Annotated in this window: 18 protein-coding genes; 9 read left to right on the top strand and 9 right to left on the bottom strand. The window is 66.1% G+C overall.

The window, feature by feature from the left end; genetic code table 11:
* Nucleotides 1-14: 14 nt before the first annotated feature.
* From JWS13_RS32825 to JWS13_RS32810, 4 genes are all read right to left on the bottom strand, one after another.
* On the bottom strand, nucleotides 15-806 hold the full coding sequence (locus JWS13_RS32825) for an IclR family transcriptional regulator (protein ID WP_206009549.1): 792 nt from the start codon (nucleotides 804-806) through the stop codon (nucleotides 15-17).
* Between the two features lie 172 nt (nucleotides 807-978).
* On the bottom strand, nucleotides 979-1,884 hold the full coding sequence (bphC, locus tag JWS13_RS32820; RefSeq protein ID WP_087558043.1) for a biphenyl-2,3-diol 1,2-dioxygenase: 906 nt from the start codon (nucleotides 1,882-1,884) through the stop codon (nucleotides 979-981).
* Nucleotides 1,885-1,921: 37 nt separating this feature from the next.
* On the bottom strand, nucleotides 1,922-3,103 hold the full coding sequence (locus JWS13_RS32815) for an acyl-CoA dehydrogenase family protein (RefSeq protein WP_206009548.1): 1,182 nt from the start codon (nucleotides 3,101-3,103) through the stop codon (nucleotides 1,922-1,924).
* A 28-nt stretch (nucleotides 3,104-3,131) separates the two neighbouring features.
* Nucleotides 3,132-4,292 (bottom strand): 3-ketosteroid-9-alpha-monooxygenase, oxygenase component, encoded by a 1,161-nt coding sequence (locus JWS13_RS32810; protein WP_206009547.1) that lies wholly within the window; start codon nucleotides 4,290-4,292, stop codon nucleotides 3,132-3,134.
* 227 nt (nucleotides 4,293-4,519) lie between these two features.
* Between JWS13_RS32810 and JWS13_RS32805 the strand changes: the two genes are divergently transcribed.
* Nucleotides 4,520-5,026 (top strand): hypothetical protein, encoded by a 507-nt coding sequence (locus tag JWS13_RS32805; RefSeq protein WP_206009544.1) that lies wholly within the window; start codon nucleotides 4,520-4,522, stop codon nucleotides 5,024-5,026.
* Between the two features lie 90 nt (nucleotides 5,027-5,116).
* Here the strand turns inward: JWS13_RS32805 and JWS13_RS32800 are convergent, their stop codons facing one another.
* Nucleotides 5,117-6,739, bottom strand: coding sequence for a flavin-containing monooxygenase (locus JWS13_RS32800; protein WP_206011843.1), 1,623 nt, complete (start codon nucleotides 6,737-6,739; stop codon nucleotides 5,117-5,119).
* A gap of 403 nt (nucleotides 6,740-7,142) precedes the next feature.
* Between JWS13_RS32800 and JWS13_RS32795 the strand changes: the two genes are divergently transcribed.
* From JWS13_RS32795 to JWS13_RS32780, 4 genes are read left to right on the top strand one after another with little or no spacing between them, the layout of a single operon-like run.
* On the top strand, nucleotides 7,143-7,976 hold the full coding sequence (locus JWS13_RS32795) for a phytanoyl-CoA dioxygenase family protein (RefSeq protein WP_206009542.1): 834 nt from the start codon (nucleotides 7,143-7,145) through the stop codon (nucleotides 7,974-7,976).
* Complete coding sequence (locus JWS13_RS32790; protein ID WP_241032438.1) at nucleotides 7,973-8,440, top strand: RidA family protein; 468 nt, start codon at nucleotides 7,973-7,975, stop codon at nucleotides 8,438-8,440. The genes JWS13_RS32795 and JWS13_RS32790 overlap by 4 nt, the downstream gene beginning before the upstream one ends.
* Complete coding sequence (locus tag JWS13_RS32785) at nucleotides 8,437-9,741, top strand: NAD(P)/FAD-dependent oxidoreductase (RefSeq protein WP_241032437.1); 1,305 nt, start codon at nucleotides 8,437-8,439, stop codon at nucleotides 9,739-9,741. Before JWS13_RS32790 ends, JWS13_RS32785 begins: the two co-directional genes overlap by 4 nt.
* Before the next feature lie 49 nt (nucleotides 9,742-9,790).
* Complete coding sequence (locus tag JWS13_RS32780; protein WP_206009533.1) at nucleotides 9,791-11,092, top strand: flavin monoamine oxidase family protein; 1,302 nt, start codon at nucleotides 9,791-9,793, stop codon at nucleotides 11,090-11,092.
* Between the two features lie 79 nt (nucleotides 11,093-11,171).
* On the opposite strand, the gene JWS13_RS32775 is transcribed toward JWS13_RS32780, so the two are convergent.
* Nucleotides 11,172-11,831, bottom strand: coding sequence for a TetR/AcrR family transcriptional regulator (locus tag JWS13_RS32775; RefSeq protein WP_206009532.1), 660 nt, complete (start codon nucleotides 11,829-11,831; stop codon nucleotides 11,172-11,174).
* Nucleotides 11,832-12,033: 202 nt separating this feature from the next.
* Between JWS13_RS32775 and JWS13_RS32770 the strand changes: the two genes are divergently transcribed.
* Nucleotides 12,034-13,437 carry an MFS transporter gene (locus JWS13_RS32770; RefSeq protein WP_206009531.1) on the top strand — a complete coding sequence of 468 codons (1,404 nt, stop codon included), beginning with the start codon at nucleotides 12,034-12,036 and terminating at the stop codon, nucleotides 13,435-13,437.
* 365 nt (nucleotides 13,438-13,802) lie between these two features.
* Here the strand turns inward: JWS13_RS32770 and JWS13_RS32765 are convergent, their stop codons facing one another.
* Nucleotides 13,803-14,585: an RsiV family protein gene (locus JWS13_RS32765; protein ID WP_206009530.1), complete on the bottom strand. Its 783-nt coding sequence runs from the start codon at nucleotides 14,583-14,585 to the stop codon at nucleotides 13,803-13,805.
* 29 nt (nucleotides 14,586-14,614) lie between these two features.
* Entirely contained in the window at nucleotides 14,615-16,585 is a 1,971-nt protein-coding gene (locus tag JWS13_RS32760) for a condensation domain-containing protein (RefSeq protein WP_338050689.1), read from the bottom strand.
* Between the two features lie 1,073 nt (nucleotides 16,586-17,658).
* On the opposite strand from JWS13_RS32760, the gene JWS13_RS32755 reads away from it, so the two are divergent.
* A complete protein-coding gene (locus JWS13_RS32755; protein ID WP_206009528.1) occupies nucleotides 17,659-18,066 on the top strand; it encodes a hypothetical protein in 408 nt (135 codons plus the stop codon).
* A 69-nt stretch (nucleotides 18,067-18,135) separates the two neighbouring features.
* On the opposite strand, the gene JWS13_RS32750 is transcribed toward JWS13_RS32755, so the two are convergent.
* Entirely contained in the window at nucleotides 18,136-19,038 is a 903-nt protein-coding gene (locus JWS13_RS32750; protein WP_241032613.1) for a helix-turn-helix transcriptional regulator, read from the bottom strand.
* Nucleotides 19,039-19,170: 132 nt separating this feature from the next.
* Here JWS13_RS32750 and JWS13_RS32745 point away from each other — a divergent pair, with 132 nt between their 5' ends.
* Together JWS13_RS32745 and JWS13_RS32740 are read left to right on the top strand one after the other, a co-directional pair.
* Nucleotides 19,171-20,010, top strand: a complete 840-nt coding sequence (locus JWS13_RS32745) for an SDR family NAD(P)-dependent oxidoreductase (protein WP_206009526.1) — start codon at nucleotides 19,171-19,173, stop codon at nucleotides 20,008-20,010.
* 33 nt (nucleotides 20,011-20,043) lie between these two features.
* Complete coding sequence (locus JWS13_RS32740) at nucleotides 20,044-20,811, top strand: SDR family NAD(P)-dependent oxidoreductase (RefSeq protein WP_206009520.1); 768 nt, start codon at nucleotides 20,044-20,046, stop codon at nucleotides 20,809-20,811.
* The last annotated feature ends 17 nt before the right edge of the window (nucleotides 20,812-20,828 follow it).

Genomic DNA, 20,828 nt, shown 5'->3' with positions numbered 1-20,828 from the left:
TCCTCGGTCCCGTCTCAGGCGGAGTATCGGTCGGCGCGTCCGCCTGCCGGTGTCGCGGTCGACATGTAGTTGCGCCAGGTGCCCTTGGCGGACATGCGAATCGGCGCGGTCAGACGGTGATCGAGCTTGATCTGGCTGCTCGGACCGCACACGGAGATGGCGGCCACCACGTTGTCCTCGGTGCCCACGGGCACCGCGACGCAGCTCACGCCCACGAGATCCTCTTCGCGGTCGTAGGCCGCTCCGCGTTCGCGGGTCTTCTGCAACTCGGCACGGAAAGCGGCCGGCGAGTCGATGCTGAATCGTGTGCTGCGGGGCAGACCGGCCTCGACGACACGGTCGACCACCGACTCGGGCGCGTGGGCCAGCAGCACCTTGCCGACGCTCGTGCAGTGCGCGGGCTGGCGGCCGCCGACGCGGGACGGCAGCCCGACGCCGAACCGTCCGGCAATCTTCTCCAGGTAGACGACGTCGATCCCCTCCAGCACGGCGAGGTGCACGGCGTGCCCGGTGAGGCGGTGCAGTTCGTGCAGGAAGGGCAGCGCCGCCCGGTGCAGACGGTCCTGGTGCACGGCGAGGGACCCGAGTTCGAACAGCCGCATGCCGAGTTCGTAGTCCCGGCCCTCCCGGCGGAGCCACCGCAGCTGGACGAGACGTTCGAGCATCCGGTGCGCGGAGGATCGCGGGAGCCCCGTGCGGCGCACGATCTGCGCGAGCGTGAGCCTGCCCGGGCCGTCGAAGGCGTCGAGGAGAAGGGCGGCGCGATCGAGGCCGGCGGTGGGAGTGGGGCTGAGTGTCGTCGTCATGGGGACCTCCGTAACGGCGCTGCTCGGTGCGGCGCCGCGCTGTGTGACTGGCGACACTTACTATAAATAGGCATATACCTATTTGCAATAGTGCTTCGCGGCACAGCCCCCGAACAGCCGAAAGGCCCGGTGCGCGCATCGAGTGGATACGCACACCGGGCCCGGACACCCCTTACATCGCCGCCAGCGGCTCACTCCCCGACCAGTCGTGTCCCCAGTAACTGTCGGCGGTGATCTCCTCCGCGGAGTAGTACTTCTCGTCCACCTTCATGCCCTCGGTGCCGAACTCGACGTCCCAGCCGCCGGGCGCCCGCACGTAGAACGACACCATCTTGTCGTTGGTGTGCCGACCGAGCGTCGAGGAGACGGAGAACCCGTCCTTGACGACGCGGTCGAGAGCCTGCCCGACAGCGTCGAGCGTGTCGACCTCCACCATGATGTGCACCAGTCCCGGCGCACCACCGTGCGGTGCGGGGCACAGCGCCAGGCTGTGGTGCCGCTCGTTGACGCCGAGGAAACGCACCCGCATCGGCCCGAACTCCGGCGGGGCCGGGATCCGGAACGCACCGCGGGGCAGGAAGCCGAGCACCTCGGTGTAGAAGTCGAACGCTCCCCCGAAGTCCATCACCGGCAGCACGACGTGGCCGAGGCCCTGCGCCCCGGTCACGAACTTCGCGCCGAACGGGGTGACCACCGGGCTGTGGTCGAGGACGGCGCCGTGGAAGATCTCGATCGTCGCGCCCGTCGGGTCCTGGAACGTGACGACCTCCTCGACGCGGCGCGCGTCGGCCTCTTCCACCGACAGCGGTTTGACGGCGATGCCTGCGCCCTCGACCGCCTCCTGGACGCGGACCAGGCCCGCATGGTCGCGGACCTCCCACCCGATGGTGACGACCTCGTCGGTCTCCCCCGGCACGATCACGATGCGCGCCGCCCGCTCGTCCATGCGGAGGTAGAGGGCGTCCTCGTCCGGTCCCGACCCCTCGGCGAATCCGAGGACGTCGAACGCGAACGTGCGCCAGCGCTCCAGGTCGTTGGTCTGGATCTTGACGTAGCCCAGGCCCTTGATGTCTGTCATGTGTTGTCCTTCTGCTGTTTTCGTGTGCCGGCGACGGTCAGATCATCGACTTGAGGTTGTCGGCCGGGTCGAGGCCGAGGGAACTGAGCGCCGATGCGTGGTACACGGTGCTCGGCACGTGGATCGCGTGCGCCAGGCCGGCGTGCGCGTCCCGCCAGTACCGCTGCAGGGGCTTGTCCATGCGCAGCGCGTTGCCGCCCGAGCGGGCGAAGATCTGGTCGACGGCGGTGACCGCCCGCCACGCCGCCCGCACCTGGGTGCGGCGTCCGGCCGCGCGGTCCTCGAACGTGACCTCCTTGCCCGACTCGACGAGGTCCCAGATCCGGTCGACGTTGGCGAGCAGTTCCTGCCGGGCGGCGTTGATGTCGGCCGCCGCCTCACCCACCGCGAACAGCACGTAGGGGTCGTCCTTGATCGCGGTGCCCTGCGCACCGACGCGGTCGCGCTGGTAGTCGAGGTGGGCGGCCAGTGCGCCCTCCGCGATTCCCACCACGGCGGAGGAGATTCCGAGCGGGAACATCGTCGACCACGGCATGTTGTACAGCGTCTCGGTGCGCCCGAACTTCTGCACCGCGGTGCCGTTCATGACCTCGTCGGCGTCCATCACCCGGTAGTCGGGGACGAAGGCGTTCTGGACGATGATGTCCTTGGACCCGGTGCCCTTGAGCCCGACGACGTTCCACGAGTCCTCGACGATCTCGTAGTCGCTGCGCGGCAGGATCATGTGCAGCATCTTCGGCGGCAGCGCCATGGCGCCGTCCTTGTCGCCGAGCATCGCGCCGAGGAAGATCCAGTCGCAGTGATCGGTGCCCGAGGAGAACTGCCAGCGTCCGCTGAACAGGTAGCCGCCGTCGACGGGAGTCGCGATCCCGGTCGGCGCGTACGGCGAGGCCATCCAGGTGTCGGAGTCGGCCGCCCACACCTCCTCCTGCACCTTCGGGTCGGCGAACGCCAACTGCCAGGGGTGCACCCCGACGATGCCGCACACCCATCCCGTGGCCGGGTCGAGCGACGCCGCGGCCATCACCGTCTCCGCGAACTCCCGCGGATGCGCCTCGAACCCGCCGTACGTGCCCGGCTGGAGGAGCTTGATCGGGCCCGCCTCGCGGAGCTTCTTCGCCGTCTCGTCGGGCAGCCGGCCGATCCGCTCGGCCTCGGGCGCCTGATCGCGGAGCTGGTCCGCGATCGCCATGATGTTGTCGAGAACCTCGTGGGTCATCTGTCGTGTCCTTCTTCTCTGAGCCGGCTCAGGCGTTGGTGTCGAGCGGGACGACGCCGTTGGCGAGGTTGTCGGCAACCTCCGCCTCCCAGCTCTGCACTGCCCGGGTGGTGTCGATCTCGAATTCGAAGCGCTTGGTCATGTCCTCGGTGATGTCCTCGACGTCCACGTAGAACTGCTGGTACCAGCGGCGAAGCTGGTACACCGGCCCGTCCTCCTCCGACAGCAGCGGGTTGTCGATGCGCGACTTGTTCAGCCAGATGTCGACGTCCTGCTTGAACCCGAGCTCCACGCCCTCGGCGAACTGGGCCGCCATGCCGTTCGCCATCTCGTCCGACAGCCCCTCGGGCTTCTTCACCATGGCGCCCCACTGCAGGACGAACGAATCGGCGCTGACCGGGTAATGGCAGTTGATCAGCACCGTCTCGATCATCATGCCGTTCGCCTCGCTCCACAGCTTGTCGATCATGTAGGACGGGCCGAAATACGACGCGTCCGAGCGCAGCGTGGAATTGGGGTCGTCGTAGCTGGTGCCCACCGAGATGTCGTGGCGGGGCGTCGACTGCATGTACTGGGTGGCCACGTGCCCTTCGAAGACGTTCTTGAAGTAGCGCGGGAACGAGAAGTGGACGTAGTAGAAGTGCGCCATGTCGACCACGTTGTCGACGATCTCGCGGCAGTGCGAACCCTCGACGAGCAGCGAATTCCAGGTCCAGTCGGTCCATTCCGGGGAGCCGAATCCCTCGATCTCGGGAATCGTCACGTCGGCGGGCGGCGGGTTGCCCTGCGGGTCGTTCCAGACGTAGAGCTGCCCGTTGCGCTCGATGGTCGTCCAGGCCCGGGTCCGTGCCAGCGGCGGGACGCGCCGCGCATACGGGATTCCGGTGCACTTGCCGTTGCCGCCCCAGCGCCAGTCGTGGAACGGGCAGGCGATGGAGTCGCCCTTCACGGTGCCGTGCGCCAGGTTGCCACCCATGTGGCGGCAGTAGGCGTCGAGCACACTGAGGGTGCCGTCGGACGTCTCGAACACCACCAGCGACGTGCCGAACGCGTCGATCTGGTGCGGGGTGCCGTCCCTGAAGGTCTTCGCCAGACCCAGGCAGTGCCACCCTCGCGCGAAACGCGTTGGTGCCGATCCCACTTCGATCATCCGGACTTCGTCGCCGTCAACGGCACTGTTGCGCGCCATGTCTACCTCCGCCTCGCTGTACGTCAAGAACACCCTCGGGGTGTGGTGTAGCTCATAGTCGGCGCACACGGTCCGTTGCGGTACCCGACTCTCCCACTGAGCGAGAGGCTTTCGCAGCGAGTCGTCACGGCGGGATTTCGGCGTCCCGATCACAGGGACCACGGCCCCCGTTTCCCGGCCGCGGCGACTACCGTGCGGACTACAGACCCCGTGATTTGGGAGGAACGATGGCCGCACTCATCTCTTCGCAGCCGTGCACAGCGGAGATCCGCCGGCTCTGCGCCGACGCCCTCCCGGACGGGGTGGTCGTCGCACCCCAACCGGGCGCGGCCGTCGAGCAGGACTTCCTGCTGCTGCGACCACACCCGACCGCGGACGACGCCCTGTTCCCTCGGATCCACCGGCTGGACGACCACGACCTGCTGATCCGCTTCCGCAACCGCGACGAGCAGTTGGTCTTCGAGTTCTGGACGAACAGCTTCACCGGCGCCGCGACACAGGACGACCGGTCGGCCGACCTGCTCGAGCGCCACTGCGCCGAGCAGTTTCCCGGTGACCTCCGCAGGTTCCGCACCCGCATCCGGCGGGCCGTGCCGTCCGAGGCGGAGTTCACGTCTTCGTTGCAGCAGACGTACGTCCAGGACGGCGTGCGCATGACCGACGTCACCGTCACGTGCACGCTCGACGGGGACGTGCTCGCCCGGGCCTGGGCCACGTACGCCCTGCCCGACTGAGCGCGCCCCCCATCCCACGAACGACCAGAATCCCACGAATTAGTCAGCCGCGCAGGCAATTGCCTGCGCGGCTGACCAATGCCTGCGCAACTACCCCACCGGGTCGGCGAGCCTCGTGCGGGACCGGCTGAATTCGAACCCGCGGAACCCCTCCTCTGCGACGTCGGCGCAGATCCGCCCGTACGCGCCGAAGCCCCCGAGGTACGGCATGAACACACGCGGTTTGCCCGGAATGTTGGCCCCCATGTACCAGGAGTTCGCCAGCGGGAACAGGGTCTGTGCGGCAAGCTCGCGGCAGTGCTCCACCCACTGCTCGGTGGCCGGCACCGACGCCTCGACCGCGTCGTAGTCCTTCTCCCACAGGTGTGCGATGCAGTCCGCGATCCAGTCGACGTGCTGCTCGGCGCCGAGCACCATGTTCGCCAGCACCGACGGGCTGCCCGGCCCCGTCACGACGAACAGGTTCGGGAACCCCGGAACACCCAGACCCAGATAGGTTTTCGGTCCCTCACTCCAGTACTCGGCGAGAGACACGCCGTTCCGGCCGACGATCCGCATGCGGTCGAGGGCTCCGGTCATGGCGTCGAATCCGGTGGCGAACACCAGCGTGTCGAGTCCGTAGTCGGCATCGGCGGTGGTGACACCCGACGGGGTGATCGACTCGATCGGCGCCGCCTTGAGATCCACCAGGGTGACGTTCGGCCGGTTGTACGTTTCGAAATAGTGGGTGTCGGTGACGATCCGTTTGGTCCCGATGGGGTGATCGTTCGGGATCAGCTTGTCCGCGACCGCGGGGTCGTCGACGAGGCGGCGGATCTTCTCCTCCGCGAACTCCCGCGCCGTTGCGTTGGCGGCCTCGGTCTTCGTCTGGTCCGGAAAGGTTTTCGCGAACAGCACCCCGCCAAGCTTCCAGCGCGTCTCGTAGGCGTCGCGGCGTTCCTCCTCGGACACCTCCAGTGCCGACTTCGGGTGCGCGTTGTACGGTGACCCGCCGCCGCTCTCCCGGGACAGTCGCCTGCGCTCGTCGTACCCGGCCTTGATCGCGCGCCGCATCTCGTCGTCCCACGTCTCGTTGCCCGCGGGGACGCTGTAGTTGGCGCTGCGCTGGAACACGTACAGGTGATCGGCCTGCTCGGCGATCTCGGGAATCGACTGGATGCCCGAGGATCCGGTGCCGATGATCCCGACCCGCCTGCCGGTGAAGTCGACCCCCTGGTGCGGCCAGTGCCCGGTGTGATGCGTTTCGCCCGTGAAGGATTCGCGGCCCGGGATGTTCGGCATGTTCGCGGTGGACAGCGCCCCGGTCGCGAAGACGCAGTACCGCGCGGACAGGATGTCGCCGCGGTCGGTGCGCACCTCCCACCGCAGCGTCTCCTCGTCCAGTTCCGCGGACGTCACGCGGGTGCCGAACAGGAAACGGTCGCGGAGGTCGAACCGGTCCGCGACGTGATCGATGTACGCCAGGATCTCGGGCTGGGTGGCGTACTTCTCGCTCCAGTCCCACTCCTGCTCGAGTTCCCGCGAGAACGAGTACGAGTAGTCGACGCTTTCCACGTCGCACCGGGCGCCGGGATAGCGGTTCCAGTACCAGGTTCCGCCGACGCCGTCCGCGGCCTCGACACCCTGGACCGTCAGGCCCAGGCTCCGCAGTTTGTGGACGGCGTACAGACCCGCGAATCCCGCGCCGACGACGACCGCGTCCACGTCGCAGATCCGATTCGCCCGAGCATCAACTTCGGTGCGTGCACTCACGGGCGCGCTCCTCTCCCATTCGACAGACACATTTCGGCAGCAAAGGCCTGTCTGGGACGGTAGGTCGGAGCACCCGGGCAACCACAGGTTCGTTCCCGGTGAGCGGTCGGGCAGCGGCTGACGTGGGTCGATCAGCGAGCTGGGCGAGTGGAGGCTTCTGATGTCGATGCCTGCCCGTGCCGCCGAACCGCGGGCGTCTTCTCCGCCCCGCCCTGTAGGGGCGTACGTCAGTCTACAATCCCGAGCCTTTTCAGACAACGGTTGTTATTAGAATTTCAGCAATTCTCACAACAACCGTTGTGTTAATCGCGTCGATCCCCTACCGTGACGCTCGTCACGACAACAACCACGGGTTGGAGCAACCATGATCGACGAGGCAACCAAGCAGCAGTTCCGCGAAGACGGAGCGACCCTGATCAAGAACTGGCTGAACCCAGAGCAGATGGGCGAACTCCACGACGCATTTCTGTGGAACGTCGCCAACCCCGGTCCACACGTGTTCAACCGGCTCGACGGCACCGAGTTGCAGACGCACATCGACAATGCGAACCCCCATGCCAAGGACAAGTTGGACCAACTGGTGGCCCAGATGCCATTCGCGGACCTGTATGCCGAACTCTGGGGTTCCGAGCACGTCTGGTACTACGCCGAAGAGGTGTTCCTCAAGGACGGCGGCGCCAGCGGTCGCGGTCCCTGGCACCAGGACACCTCCGTGATGCCCCTGGCGGGCGAACATTGGGGCAACGCCTGGATCAGCTTTCAGAATCTCCCGAAGAAGAACTCCTTGGAGATCATTCGTGCCAGCCATCACGGCGTCAGGTACGACGGCGCGAGCTTCTCGAACGCGGACGATCCGACCGACCCTGCATTCGGCGACGGCACGCTGCCCCGCCTGCCGCACATCGACCGCGACCTCGCCCAGGACCCCAATTCCTGGGATGTCATGTCGTGGACGGTCGAACCAGGCGACATCGTCGCACTGCACCCCTCGTCGCTGCACGGCGGCGCGGGCGTCGATCGGGAGACTCCGACACGCCACACCCTGGTCCTCCGATTTTTCGGTGACGACGCAACGTTTCGTGTTCTGCCCGAATCGAACCCGCACTACGCCCGTAACGGGGCGCTGTTCAAGGAGGAGATGGCCAAGCTCGACGACGGCGACCCGTTCCGCTCGCCGATCTTCCGCCAGCTCCGATGACCACCCCGCGAGCAGAGGACGACACGAAGACCATGAAGCGCGAAGCGATCAATCTCGACACCACCGTGGCCACGTACGAGCGGCTGCACTTTTCGCAGGCGACCCGGGCCGGAAACCTCATCTGGGTGTCCGGGCAAGTAGGTCTCGACCGTGCCACCGGCGAGATTCCCGAAGATCCGCAGGCCCAGGCACGACTGGCGTTCGAAGGCGTCAAACAGGTTCTGGAAGAGGCGGGTTCATCTCTGGACGACATCGTCGAGTTGACGACCTTCCACACCGATCTGCACGGGGACGGCCCGGGCTTCGGGGCGGTGAAGGATCAGTACATCGGCGAGCCGTACCCGTCGTGGACCGGAGTCGGCGTCACTCAGCTCGCCCGGCCGGAGTTCGTCGTCGAGATCCGCGTCGTCGCCGTCGCGGCCCGGCAGCGGCACGAATTGGGCAGAACGCACGGAACGCGATGAAGACTCTCACCTCGCCGATGCAGTACTACCCGCACACGGGCTGGGTCGACCGTCCCACGCATCTCGCGGCGCCCTTTCAGGGCGAGCACCATTGTGACATCGCCGTGGTCGGTGGTGGCGTGGGCGGGATGCTCACGGCGCTGCGACTTGCCGAACATGGTCGTGACGTCGCCCTACTGGAATCCGACCTCTGCGGCTGGGGCGCGAGCGCGCGCAATGCGGGCTACCTGTCGAGCGCCGTGGGAAGCGACCCACGCATCCTCGCGAAGTACTACCGGGATCGTTTCCGCGGCTTGGTGCGCTTCGCCGACTCTGCGGTTCGCTTCACCGAAGACCTGATGGACCATCATTCGATCGACTGCGACTACGAGCAAACCGGCATTCTCGCTTCTGCCGTGACACCGTCCCAGCTCGAGGCGGTGAAAGCCGGCGCCCGGATACTTATCGACGCCGGCATGGACTCGGTGATTGTCGACGGTCGTGACATGGGCGTTCCGGATGCCTTCCTGGGCGGCATCTACGCGCGCATCGGCGGGATCATGAATCCGGGCACGTTCGCTCTCGGTATCCGCGATGCGGTCCTGGCATCGGATGTCACGACGTTCGAGCAGAGTCGGGTCCTCGACGTCACAGACACGGGCAACTCGGTCACGCTCGACACGTCCGGTGGTCTCGTCCACGCCGAGAAGGTGGTGCTGACGAACAACGCTCACGCGAACGAATTGTCGATCACCCCGCGATGGCTCGCCACCCCTGTGCGGGTGACCGCCATCGAGACCGAGCAGGTGGCGCCCGGCCTTCTCGACGCGGCCGGCTGGACGAGCCGCACCCCGATGGTGACCAGGCACATGGTGATGGAGAGCTATCGAACCACAGCCCGCGGCACGATTGTCGTCACCACCCGAAAGCTCCAGACGACGCGTGGAAAGATCGACGACCGCCAACCTGATCAAGCGATCGTCGCCGACCTGGTACGGGCATTCCGCACACGGTTTCCCACATTGCACGATGTCCAGCCGGCGAAGGCGTGGGCTGGATGGATCGGCATGACACCGTCGGTCTTGCCGGTAGCCGGATATGCGTCTCCGCGGGTCGTCTACAACAGCGCCTGCAACGGCCACGGTTTGGCTCAAGCACCGTATCTCGGAAGTCTTGTGGCCGATTACATCTGCGGCAAGGACATGCACGACGACCTGAGAGCTGTGTGGCGGGCGAAACCGAAATTCGCTCCCGGACTGGTCAACTCGCACACGATCAAGCTGGCGTGGATGGCGGACCGGTTCACCGACCGTCGCGGCTGAGTCCGCTCATCCCGTCACCATCTGGTGCCCGAACCCTGAGAGGTTTCTCGTGAAGGAAATTTTCGACGTTGCAGTAGTCGGTGCCGGCTTTGCCGGTGTGACCGCGGCCAGGGATCTCAGCCTCGACGGCCACTCGGTCGTGTTGCTCGAGGCGCGCGACAGAATCGGCGGCCGAACGTTTCTCGGTGATGCGTTCGGCCGGTCGGTGGAATTCGGTGGCACCTATGTGCACTGGACTCAGGCGCACGTCTGGCACGAACTCAGGCGCTACGGCCTCGGCCTGGCCACACCCTTGGAACTCACGAAGATCTACTGGCTCGCAGACGGAGTCGTGCACTCCGGAACCTCAGCCGAGTACGCGGGCGTCGCCGACCCGCTGACTGCTCGTTGTCTGTCGGATTCGCGGGAGTGGTTTCCGCGACCGAGCGATATCGCCGCCGCAGATACCGGCGTGATCGAAAAGCAGACACTGGCCGACCGAATCGACTCGTTGAACCTGTCCCCCCATGATCGCGATGTGCTCGCGGGCGCGATGTCGTCGCTGGTCCACTCCGAGAGCGAGCAGGGCATTGCGCAGTTCCTGTGGTGGGCTTCGATCAGTTGCGGCCATTGGGACGCGTTCAAGGAAGCGGCCGGCCACTGGCCGATCGTGGGCGGGACCAAACGGCTGCTCGACGCGATCAACGGTGAGTCGACGGCCGAATTGCGCTTGTCCACTCCGGTGACGGCGATCGAAGATGCCGAATGGGGAGCCGTGCTCACCACCCGTACGGGCGACACCCTGCGCGCGCGGTACGTGGTCTCCGCGGTCCCGCTCAACACGCTCGGCGATGTGACCATCACCCCTGCACTCGCCGAGCAGGTCCGCACGATGGTCGATCAGAAGCACCCGATGAAAACCGTCAAGATCTGGGCGCGGATCAAGGGTGAGATCGAAGCCTTCGCCGCCCTCGCCCCGGCCGGGCAGCATCCGATCAACACCGCCCGGGTGGAGTACCGGCACGAGGGTGACACGCTGGTCGTGTGTTTCTGCTCCGACGCCTCCGCTATCGACGGCCGAGATCGCGAAGCGGTGCAACGCGCGCTCCGGCTGTTCGTCCCCGACATCGAGGTGGTCGACACCGCCTGTCACGACTGGGTGGCCGACGAGTTCTCCCAGGGCGCGTGGGTTCACCACCGACCGGGGAACCTCACCCAGGCGGTGCCGCGGATGCGGGATCCTCACGGCCACATCCACTTCGCTGGTGGCGACATCGCCGAGATCGGAATCGGCGGCATCGACGGTGCGATCGAGACCGGCACCAGGACAGCCCGCGAGATCGCACGAGCACTGGCCAACGCAACACGCTGATCGGAGCCCATAGACGTCGCCACCGGAAGCGCGGTATCCGGCTGGTGCGGGCGGTCACCGTACCAGCCGGGGCACCCGGCTAGCGCGGCGTGCCGGGGACCGGGGCGATCAATGCGATGGCGGCGGCGACGAGTTCCTTGACCCGGCTCGGAGTGAACCTCTCCGGTTCGAGAGGGAACAGCAGCGCCCAGCCGTCGCCCATGGCGCTCAATTGGTCGGCGAGCAAGTCCGCGGGGATGTCGTCCCGGACGGTGCCCCGCGCTTGCCCGGCAGCGAGGATCGAGGTGTACACATCGCGGAATCGCGCGTAGCGCTGCTTGTAGACCGCAGCGAGCTTCGGGTCGTGCCGTGCGTGCGCGAGCAGTTCCGACATCACCGGCCAGAATTCCGGGTCACCGGTGGTCAGCCGCAGCCAACGTTCGAAGAGCCCTTCGATGGCGGTGTCTGCCTGGATGTCGTCGATCATCGCGTCGTAGCGGTCGAACCGGCTCTCGATCAACGCGAGGATCAGTTCTTCCTTGTTCGCGAAGTAGTAGGTCACCGCCCCGGTGGTGTACCCCGCTCGTTGGGCCACCTTGCGCAGCGATGCGCTGGCGTAGCCCTCCTGCGCGATCACCGATGTCGCCGCCTTCAGCAACTCTGCACGCTTCACCTCGGGGTCCCCCGGTGGGCGGCCCCGCCGCGACGGCAACTCGGTGTCGCCGTTACCGCTCGCCTGTCCGATCTGCTTCTTCAGCACTCTTCGATTGTGTCACAGACTTCACAGAACATCCGTTGTGCAAAACATCCTCCGGGGATACAGTGATCCGTGTCACTCTGACGTGACGGCCTCGAACCGAGTCGATCGGATACAACGCTTCCCGCGCCACGAGGCACGTGTGTCACCTCCTCCCTTCTCCTCGTCCGCAAGGGCGAAATGCCGTCGCACGAAAGGCATAACAATGGATCTGTTGGATTCTGCGGACGAAAATGTCCGCACGAGGAAATCTCTGGACGTTCCTGCCCGGCTCGACCGCCTGCCGGTCATGGCGCCACACATCATCTGGATTTCGATACTGGCCGTCAATCTGGCACTCGAGTACTACGACAACGCCCTGTTCGCTTACACGATGCCGGCAATCGCAGACAGCACCGGCCTGAGCCTGGGGCAGCTCGGTACCGTCAGCAGCGCCTTCTTCGTCGGGATGGTAGCGGGCGCATTGGCCGGCGGGTGGCTGTCCGACCGGCTCGGCCGGCGGCAGGTCCTCGTGTGGTCCACGGTCCTCTATTCGCTTGGGGCACTCGCAACCGCGTTCGCACCGAACTTCGAGGCAATGATCCTCGCGCGCTTCGTCACCGGGGTCGGTGTGCAGGCGGCGACATCGGTCCTGCTGGTGTACGTCGCCGAAATGTTCCCGAGCAAGACACGTGGCCGGTTCGTATCGATCCTGACGACGGGATTCGTGATCGTCGCCCCGCTTGTCGCGTTGCTCGCGCTGTTCACGATCCCGGGCGGCGGGCCCGACACGTGGAGGCATCTGTTCATCATCGGCAGTGTCGGATTGCTGATCGCTCCCCTTGCGCGACTGATCCTGCCGGAATCGGTCCGCTGGTACGTCTCGCGCGGCCAGATCGACACGGCCGAACAGATCGTGGAGAAGCTCGAGGCCCGCGCCCGCCGCCGCGGACCGCTCAGTGACCCGCCGGTGGTCGTCGGCACCGACACCGAGCAGCTGTCACTCCGCCAGATCCTCGGGAACCGTCGGGTGCTCCGCGTCATCACCGTCGTATCCCTGGGCTACTTCGGTGCCACCCTGGGCTACTACCTGTTCGGCAATTGGGCGCTCTACGCGCTCATCAACGGTCTCGGCTACTCGGAAACCCACGCGTACGAAGTCCAATTGGTATGGAACATGGTCTACTGCGTCACCCCCCTGGTGGCACTCCTGGTCATGGACAAGGTGGAACGCAAAACCCTGATCCTCGTCACCTCCCTCGTCAGCGTGCTTCCGTTCTTGCTGCTGGGCATGTCGACCAGCAGCTGGATCGTCACGGCAGCCGGCGGCGCCGCAGCCATCACCACCGGACTCGTCCTCACCGTGTTCTACGCCTACATCCCCGAAGCGATTCCCACGGGAGCGCGCGGCATCGGAAGCGGGATCATCATCGGCGTCGGACGGTTCGGCGGCGCCGTTTCGGGTGTCCTGGGTGCGGCGCTCTACGGCAGCTGGGGTCTCGGCGGCGTGATGATCACAGCCGCGGCCTGCTACATCGCATTCGCACTCGTCGTCTCGGCATTCGGACCCCGTACCACCAACCGTTCACTCGAAGGCGTTGCCGCCGAAGAGCTCAGCACGAACACGTAGCGACGCAGGACCGCGGCGGAGCCTATCCGCAGCTCCGCCGCGGGTATCCACTGCCGGCACAGGTCCGTGCGGGTCAGCGCCTTCTCACGCACCTCGTCGCCCCTCGACGAACCGGAGAGTGCGGCTTCTTACGTATGCAGCGCCGAGCCGGGAAGTCTTGGGAGAGTCCGATGCCCAGCCGGTAACAGCCTGCCGGGCCGATCCGACGATGGTCAGAATGTCCTCTTCGAGCAACGGCGCCCGCGGGGAGCGGGGCCGGCATCCTCCACGGCTGCCTCCGCCACCGCACCCACTACGACGAACACATTGCCTGGGACCACCGTCGCACCGCCCACGCCGCTTGACGATTTACAGCCCTGGGATGTCTAACTCGACACGACGGGAGCCAGTTCGGGGTCGATCACGTCCGCGAGGTCGTCCCACGGCACCGTGACGGTGACGAGTCCGATGGCGTGCGGTCCCACCTGGTAGTCGTTGAAGTGGATCTCCATGCCCGCCGGGGTGGCCAGCCAGTTGGCGAAGTTCGCCTCGGTCGGCTCGATGCCCGACCGATCGAAGTCCGGTCCGGCGACCGTCTCGGGGAGCAGGCGCGCGGAACTGTCCGACAGCGCCTGCAGCCCGGCAGGCAGGTCGGGGAAGAGGTCGCCGAGCGTGATCGGTGCGGCCGTGTCGGAGTTCACCACCACCGTCGCGACGATCGGCGTGGGATGCGCCCCGGGCGGATCTGCGTTCCAGGACGTCACGAGCAGCCCACTGATCACGTGCTCACCGATGTGCGCCACGCTGTGTTCCTGGCTGCTCAGCGTGAACGCGTCGGTTCCCGAGCCGTCGATCTGGTCCTGGAGCGCGGCGCGCATCGATTCGTTGAACTCGGCGGTGACCGCCGGGTCGCCGCCCTCGATCTGCGGGATGAGCACGTCGTAGCGGACGCGGCCGGTGGAACCGGTGACCTGCAGTTCGGACTCCGTGTAGGGCGCACCCGCCGGTGTCGCCGAACCGGTCGCCGGGTCGGTCGTGGACGGTCCCGCGTCGGACACGGTCGACGGCTCACTCACCGCCGTGCCGGATTGGTCGGAGCAGGCGGCGGGCGCGAGGAGCACGGCGCCGCCGACCAGTGACACCAGAATCGATCTCCGCAAGCCTCTCATCAGGCATCTCTACCACGTCCGATGCCCGCTCACCTACCGATCGGGTCGACGACGGTGTGCAGCGTGTCGACGAACCCCTGTGCGGTGGATGCGTCGTAGAGGTCGGCGGAATACACCAGTTCGGCGTCGATTCCCGCGGGCCTCCCGTCGACGTCGTGACGTTCGGTGAAGTGGAAGTGCAGATCGCACTTGGCGATGTCGAGCGGACGCGGAGTGACCTCGAAGTCGAGCCCGGACGCGTTGAGGGTGGCGGGCGCGAAGTTGTTCAGCGACAGCGCAACCTGGAACAGCGGGTGCAGGGACGGCGACCGCGGCGGGTCGAGTACCTGCACGAGTCGTTCGAACTGCACGTCGGCGTTCGCCAGCGCGCGAAGTTCCACGCCCCGGGATCCTTCGACGATGTCGCACAGCGTCATGCTCGGGTCGACCCGGGTCCGCAGAACCAGCGTGTTGACGAACATGCCCACCACGTCGTCGAGCGCCGGGTCTCCCCGACCCGCGATCGGGGTGCCGATCGCGATGTCGGGATCTCCGCTGAGGCGGGCGAGCAGGATCGCCACTGCCGACCTGAGCGCCGTGAACAGGCTGGCGTGGTGCTCGTGCGCGGTGGCCAGCAGGCCTCGATGCGCATGCTCGTCGAGCGAGAACGGAAGTCGCCCCGCCCGGTACGTCCACTGCTCCGGCCGCGGGCGGTCGGTGGGCAGCGCAAGCTCCCCGCGCAGCCCCGACAGTTCCTTCGCCCAGTGGGCGATCTGCTTCGACGCGACACTCGCCGGGTCGTCCTCGTCGCCGAGCAACGCCCGCCGCCACACGGTGTAGTCCGCATACGTCGCGGTCGGGGGCTCCCAGTCGGGCGACCCGCCCGCAGACCGGGCACCGTAGGCGTCCGCGAGATCCCGTGCCAGCGGCGCGAGCGACCAGCCGTCGGCGGCGATGTGGTGGAGGACGCACGCGAGCAGGTGGTCGCGATCGCCGAGCCGGAACAGCCGGGCGCGCAGCGGCGGGTCCCGCCGCACGTCGAATCCGGCGGACAGCAGGTCCGTCGTCCGGGCGTCCGCGTCCGCCGCACTCGTCACCACCGGACCGAGGTCGGGCATCGCGTCGACCACGTCGAGCACGTGCTGGTACGGCCCCGACGGCGAGTCGGGGAACACGGTCCGCAGGGCCCGGTGTCTGCCGACGACGTCCGCCATCGCCGAGCGCAGGGCATCGGCGTCGAATTCGCCGCGCACGCGCACGGTGAAGGGGATGTTGTGGAGAGCCGGTTCCACGACGGTGCGGTCGATGAAGAATTGCGACGGGGACAGCGGCACGAGCGCGGGCAGCGGTGTGGCACCCACCGTCGGCCCGCGCTGCGGGCGGATGGCCGGCGACTGTGCGCAGGCCTCCGCGACCCTCAGCGCCAGTGCGGCGACCGTCGGTGCGTCGAAGAGGTCGCGCACGCCCATGCCGGTGCCGAGCTCGGCGTTGATCCGCGCGACCACCCGGATCGCCGACAGCGAGTCGCCGCCGAGGTCGAAGAACGAATCGTCGGCACCGACCGCGTCCACACCGAGAACCTGGGCGAACACTCGCGCGACCCGACGCTCGGCCGGCGTCGACGGGTCGCGATGAGGCACCGAGCCCGAGCCGAACTCCGGCAGCGGGAGCGCAGCCCGGTCGAGCTTCCCCGTCGGTGTCAGCGGGATCGAATTCAACAGCATGATCGATTTCGGGACCATGTAGTCGGGCAGGAATCGTGCCAGCTGCGCTGTCATCAGTTCACGATCGATCGAGGTGTCCGGCTCGGCCATGATGTAGGACACCAGGTTCGGGTTGCCTGCCGGGTTCCGGTGCAGCACCGTCGCCGCGAACGTGACGCCCGGTTGTGCGGTCAGTGTGGCGTCGATCTCGCCGAGCTCGACACGGAATCCGCGGATCTTGATCTGGTCGTCCGCCCTGTCCAGGAACTCGAGCGTCCCCGTGTTCGTCCACCGGACCACGTCCCCGGTGCGGAACATCCGGGACCCGCGGCGGCCGAACGGGGCGGCGACGAACCGTGCGGCGGTCAGGCCGTGGCGCCGGTGATAGCCCCGCGCGAGCGCCGGGGTGGCGAGGTAGAGCTCACCGACGGCGCCCGGCGGAAGAGCCAGATGCAGGCATTGAACCGTTCTCAGCCGGTGCTGCCGATAATGCCCGGCATGCCGGAACGGGCGCAGTCATGACTACGCCCGCAGCGGCGTCACCAGCCTGGGGGTACCTCCCTCGACGTAGTCCTTGGGGAGTCGCGGCGTTCAACATCGCCGACGGCACAGTGATCTCCGAGCTTCATTGACGTCACCGGGCCGTGGAGTTCAAGAAGTTCCTCACTGCGATCGACAAGGCCCCGACAAGTTGGACGTGCATCTCGCCTGCGACAACCTGGCCACCCACAAAACACCGGCAGTGGGCGACAGGCTGGCCAAGCACCCACGTTTTCAGTCCACTTCAGCCCGATCGGGTCTTCCTGGATTAATCAGGTCGAGCGATGGTTCGCATTCCTGACCGATCAGCTGCTCCGCCGTGGTGTACACAAAAGCGTTGCAGCACTGGGGAAAGACGTTCGCAACTGGATCAAGACCTGGAACGACGACCCGAAGCCGTTCGTCTTGCATAAGACCGCCGAGGAGATCCTCGATTCCCTCGCCAAATATATCTCAAGAATTTCTGACGCGGGACGCTAGTTCGGCCAACGGGTCCACGTTGCATGTAGAAGTCGCTCACCTGCACCACCCAGGTCAGCAACGACAGTGAGTGCCACAAGGTTCCAGATCCAAGACCACGTGCACAGAACGCATATCAGTGCGACTGAGAGTCCGGCAAGCACAATGGCGCAATCTCACCACCCAGTCCCGAGCCGGAGCACGACCGCGACGGACAACGCCTTCGCTGTTCGGGGCACCGATCTCCGTGGCGCCAGCAACACCCGGTATTCGCCGGACCGACCGCGAGCAAATGGTGAAAACAAGTCGGCGCGGCGGATACTGTCAGCAGGACAGGGCCCGAAGTCCTTGAGGACAGTGGCACACAAAATATCCGGCTATCTCAGTGGGCGATGGAGTACCCCGCCGTGCCGGCGGCGGTAGATATTGAAGACCGCGAGTGCGTTTCTTGCGGTGGGGGAGGTCGACCGCTGGCTGCTCTTGATGGCCTTCAACACGCCCTGACAGGTCATCCCGAGCCCGTCGGCCGCTTCCTCTGCACCGAGACGAGCGGCGGCAGCCACGACATCGGTGAGACGATCGAAATCGGCCGTTCTGAGCACCCCCAGCGACCGAGCCGGCCGCTCATACGTCCGAGCACCGCCAGCGCCGTCGCGGTGACCTGGACTGAATCCTTTCCTGCTCGTCGCGGATCGCTCGCCGAACTTGAGAACGTCGTGGTGAGCTTCCCGTCCTGGTTGACGATCGGGTGGCCGTTCTTCAAATGCGAACTTCGAATCCCGCCACCTTCACGGCTTTGAGCCCGTAAAGCCCTTGGCCGGTATTCGATCGCCTTCCCGACTCCCGACTGTCGGCCGCGGTTCCAGAGGTCAGCTGAGCCCTTGTGATGCGTTGTCGTTGGATCGCTCGGCGGTCGGATCGCCTGCACCGACCCAGCTCTCGAGCAGTGCGAGGGCGTCGTGTGCCGGGGTGTCCGGGAGCGCGAAGTAGGCGATGAGTTGCAGTCCACGCTCCAGCGAAAGGTCCATCGCTTCGTATTTGAGTTCGAGCGGGCCGACGATCGGGTGGTTGATTGCCTTGACGCCGGAGCGGTGATCGCGGACGTCGTGCGATGCCCACAGCGCGCGAAACGGGTCGCTGCGGGTGGCGAGCTCTCCGACGAGGTCGCTGAGTTCGCGGTCGTGGGGGTTGCGTCCGGCTTCGGCGCGCAGGATCGCCACAATCTGTTGGGCGGCTTCGTGCCAGTCCTGGTAGAAGGATGCAGCACGCGGGTCGAGAAAAGCGAATCGTGCGAAGTTCGCGGGACGTCGTGGGTCGGCGTACAGCTCGGAATAGACCGCTCGCCCGAGACGATTGATCGCGACCAGGTCGAGTCGGCCGTTCTGTACGAAGGCCGGCACGGTGGCCATCGCGTCCAACAATTGCTGAACGCTAGCGCGGACTTGCCGATTCTGTGGGCGTAGTTTGCGCCGTTTCGGGTTGGTACCATCATTGGCCGCGCGAACCAGATCATAGAGATGTGCGCGCTCGGCGTCGTTGAGCTTCAACGCACGACTGACGCCTTCGAGAACGGATTCGGACACACCTGCCGCCTGGCCGCGTTCGAGGCGGGTGTAGTACTCGACGCTCATACCGGCGACCAGCGCGACTTCTTCGCGGCGGAGGCCGGGTACGCGGCGCCGCCCGCCGAAGTCGGGGAGGCCGACGTCGCCCGGGGTGAGCCTGGCCCGCCGGGTGGTCAGAAACTCACGGAGGTCGCTCCGAATGTCCACGAGACGAAGTTTACGTCGCCTTTCGAGTTCCAGGGTGTCCCTGTCAATACCCCTATCAGCCGGGACTCCCTCGCGGGGCGACATCCTTGTTGACTGGTGTCATCCGATCGTCACTGGAAAGGACATCCGAACATGAGCAACGCCGTCTGGTTCATCACAGGCGCCGGGCGCGGCCTCGGCATCGACATCGCCCAGACCGCCCTCGCCGCAGGCCACTCCGTTGTCGCTACCGGCCGCATCCCTAACAAGGTCCTCGACGCCATCGGTGCGCACGAGAATCTGTTGACCGTCGAACTCGACATCACCGATCCGTCCGCGGCCGAGGCCGCTACGCGCGCCGCGGTGGAGCGGTTCGGTCAGGTCGACGTGTTGGTCAACAACGCCGGCAACTTCTACGCCGGCTACTTCGAAAACATAAGCCCCGAGCAGTTCCGCGCCCAGATGGAGACGAACTTCTTCGGTCCCCTCAACGTCACCCGGGCGATCCTTCCGACCATGCGCAAGCAGCGCTCCGGTCAGATCATCACCGTCACCTCAACGGCGGGTCTGATCGGCCAGGAGTTCGTCGGCGCTTACGCCGCGTCCAAATTCGCCCTGGAGGGATGGATGGAGTCGCTCCGTTTCGACGTCAAGCCCTTCGGTATCAAAACGATGGCGGTCGAGCCAGGCTTCTTCCGCACCGAGCTACTCGTCGAGGGATCCTCGACGATCTGGCCCGAACTGGACATCGCAGACTACGCCGAGCGCACCGCGCAGACCATCGAGGCGTGGAAAAGCATGAACGGTCAGCAGGGTGGTGACCCTCGCAAGCTTGCTCAAGCGCTGGTGACCCTTTCCGATTCAGACGCTCTGCCGCTCCGATTCGTCGGTGGCGCCGACGCGGTCGAGGGGGTCGAGCAGAACCTCGCCGCCATACAGGGCCAGATCGACGCCAACCGCGACCTGTCCACCTCTCTCGCCTACGACGCGTGAACGCTGATCACGCAGTAAGGAAGATCTCACCTGATGACTTCGAAGCTTCACGGAACCGTCGCGATTGTCACCGGCGCCAGTAGTGGCATCGGTGACGCAGCTGCCCGGCAGCTCGCCTCCCAAGGGGCCAGAGTCGCCGTCGTCGCGCGTCGAAAAGAACGCCTCGATACGCTTGTGTCATCGATCGAATCAGACGGTGGCACCGCCCTCGCGGTGACCGCTGACATCACGAACCGCGCTGAAGCCGAACAGGCCGTGAAGACGGTCGTCGATCGCTATGGGCGCATCGACATACTGATCAACAACGCAGGACTCATGTTGCTGGGCACCGTTCTCGATCAAGATGTGACCGACTGGGAGCGGATGATCGACATCAATCAGAAGGGGCTGCTGTACATGACCAGCGCTGCCCTCCCACATCTGCTCGAAGCAACCACGACAGGCCCCCGTGAGGTCGCCGACATCGTGAACATCTCCTCGTACGCAGGGCGCGTGGCGTCGCCGAACTTCGCGACCTACAACATGACGAAGTTCGGCGTGAACGGATTCACCGAAGCGCTCCGCCAAGAAGTCACCCAGAAGCATGTTCGCGTCGGCGTGCTTGAGCCCGGCGCCGTCGCCACCGAACTCAAGCTTCACAACAGTGAAGCAATCCAGCAGCAGCTTGCCGCTGCCGAGGCCGAGAACATCCCCGAACTCCTCGAACCTGACGACATCGCCGACAGCATCACATTCATGGTCACCCGCCCCCGCCGCGCGTCGATCGCCGAACTCTGGAACATGCCCACATCTCAGGCTTGAACGAACAAGGAAAGCGG

Source organism: Rhodococcus pseudokoreensis, assembly GCF_017068395.1.
GTDB classification, from domain to species: Bacteria; Actinomycetota; Actinomycetes; order Mycobacteriales; family Mycobacteriaceae; genus Rhodococcus_F; species Rhodococcus_F pseudokoreensis.
This window is presented reverse-complemented; position numbering and strand designations above follow the sequence as displayed.

Coding starts and splice junctions, on each gene's coding strand:
- JWS13_RS32825 (WP_206009549.1), bottom strand. CDS start 806: ATGACGACGACACTCAGCCCCACTCCCACCGCCGGCCTCGATCGCGCC.
- bphC (WP_087558043.1), bottom strand. CDS start 1,884: ATGACAGACATCAAGGGCCTGGGCTACGTCAAGATCCAGACCAACGAC.
- JWS13_RS32815 (WP_206009548.1), bottom strand. CDS start 3,103: ATGACCCACGAGGTTCTCGACAACATCATGGCGATCGCGGACCAGCTC.
- JWS13_RS32810 (WP_206009547.1), bottom strand. CDS start 4,292: ATGGCGCGCAACAGTGCCGTTGACGGCGACGAAGTCCGGATGATCGAA.
- JWS13_RS32805 (WP_206009544.1), top strand. CDS start 4,520: ATGGCCGCACTCATCTCTTCGCAGCCGTGCACAGCGGAGATCCGCCGG.
- JWS13_RS32795 (WP_206009542.1), top strand. CDS start 7,143: ATGATCGACGAGGCAACCAAGCAGCAGTTCCGCGAAGACGGAGCGACC.
- JWS13_RS32790 (WP_241032438.1), top strand. CDS start 7,973: ATGACCACCCCGCGAGCAGAGGACGACACGAAGACCATGAAGCGCGAA.
- JWS13_RS32785 (WP_241032437.1), top strand. CDS start 8,437: ATGAAGACTCTCACCTCGCCGATGCAGTACTACCCGCACACGGGCTGG.
- JWS13_RS32770 (WP_206009531.1), top strand. CDS start 12,034: ATGGATCTGTTGGATTCTGCGGACGAAAATGTCCGCACGAGGAAATCT.
- JWS13_RS32765 (WP_206009530.1), bottom strand. CDS start 14,585: ATGAGAGGCTTGCGGAGATCGATTCTGGTGTCACTGGTCGGCGGCGCC.
- JWS13_RS32760 (WP_338050689.1), bottom strand. CDS start 16,585: ATGTTCCGCACCGGGGACGTGGTCCGGTGGACGAACACGGGGACGCTC.
- JWS13_RS32755 (WP_206009528.1), top strand. CDS start 17,659: ATGGAGTACCCCGCCGTGCCGGCGGCGGTAGATATTGAAGACCGCGAG.
- JWS13_RS32745 (WP_206009526.1), top strand. CDS start 19,171: ATGAGCAACGCCGTCTGGTTCATCACAGGCGCCGGGCGCGGCCTCGGC.
- JWS13_RS32740 (WP_206009520.1), top strand. CDS start 20,044: ATGACTTCGAAGCTTCACGGAACCGTCGCGATTGTCACCGGCGCCAGT.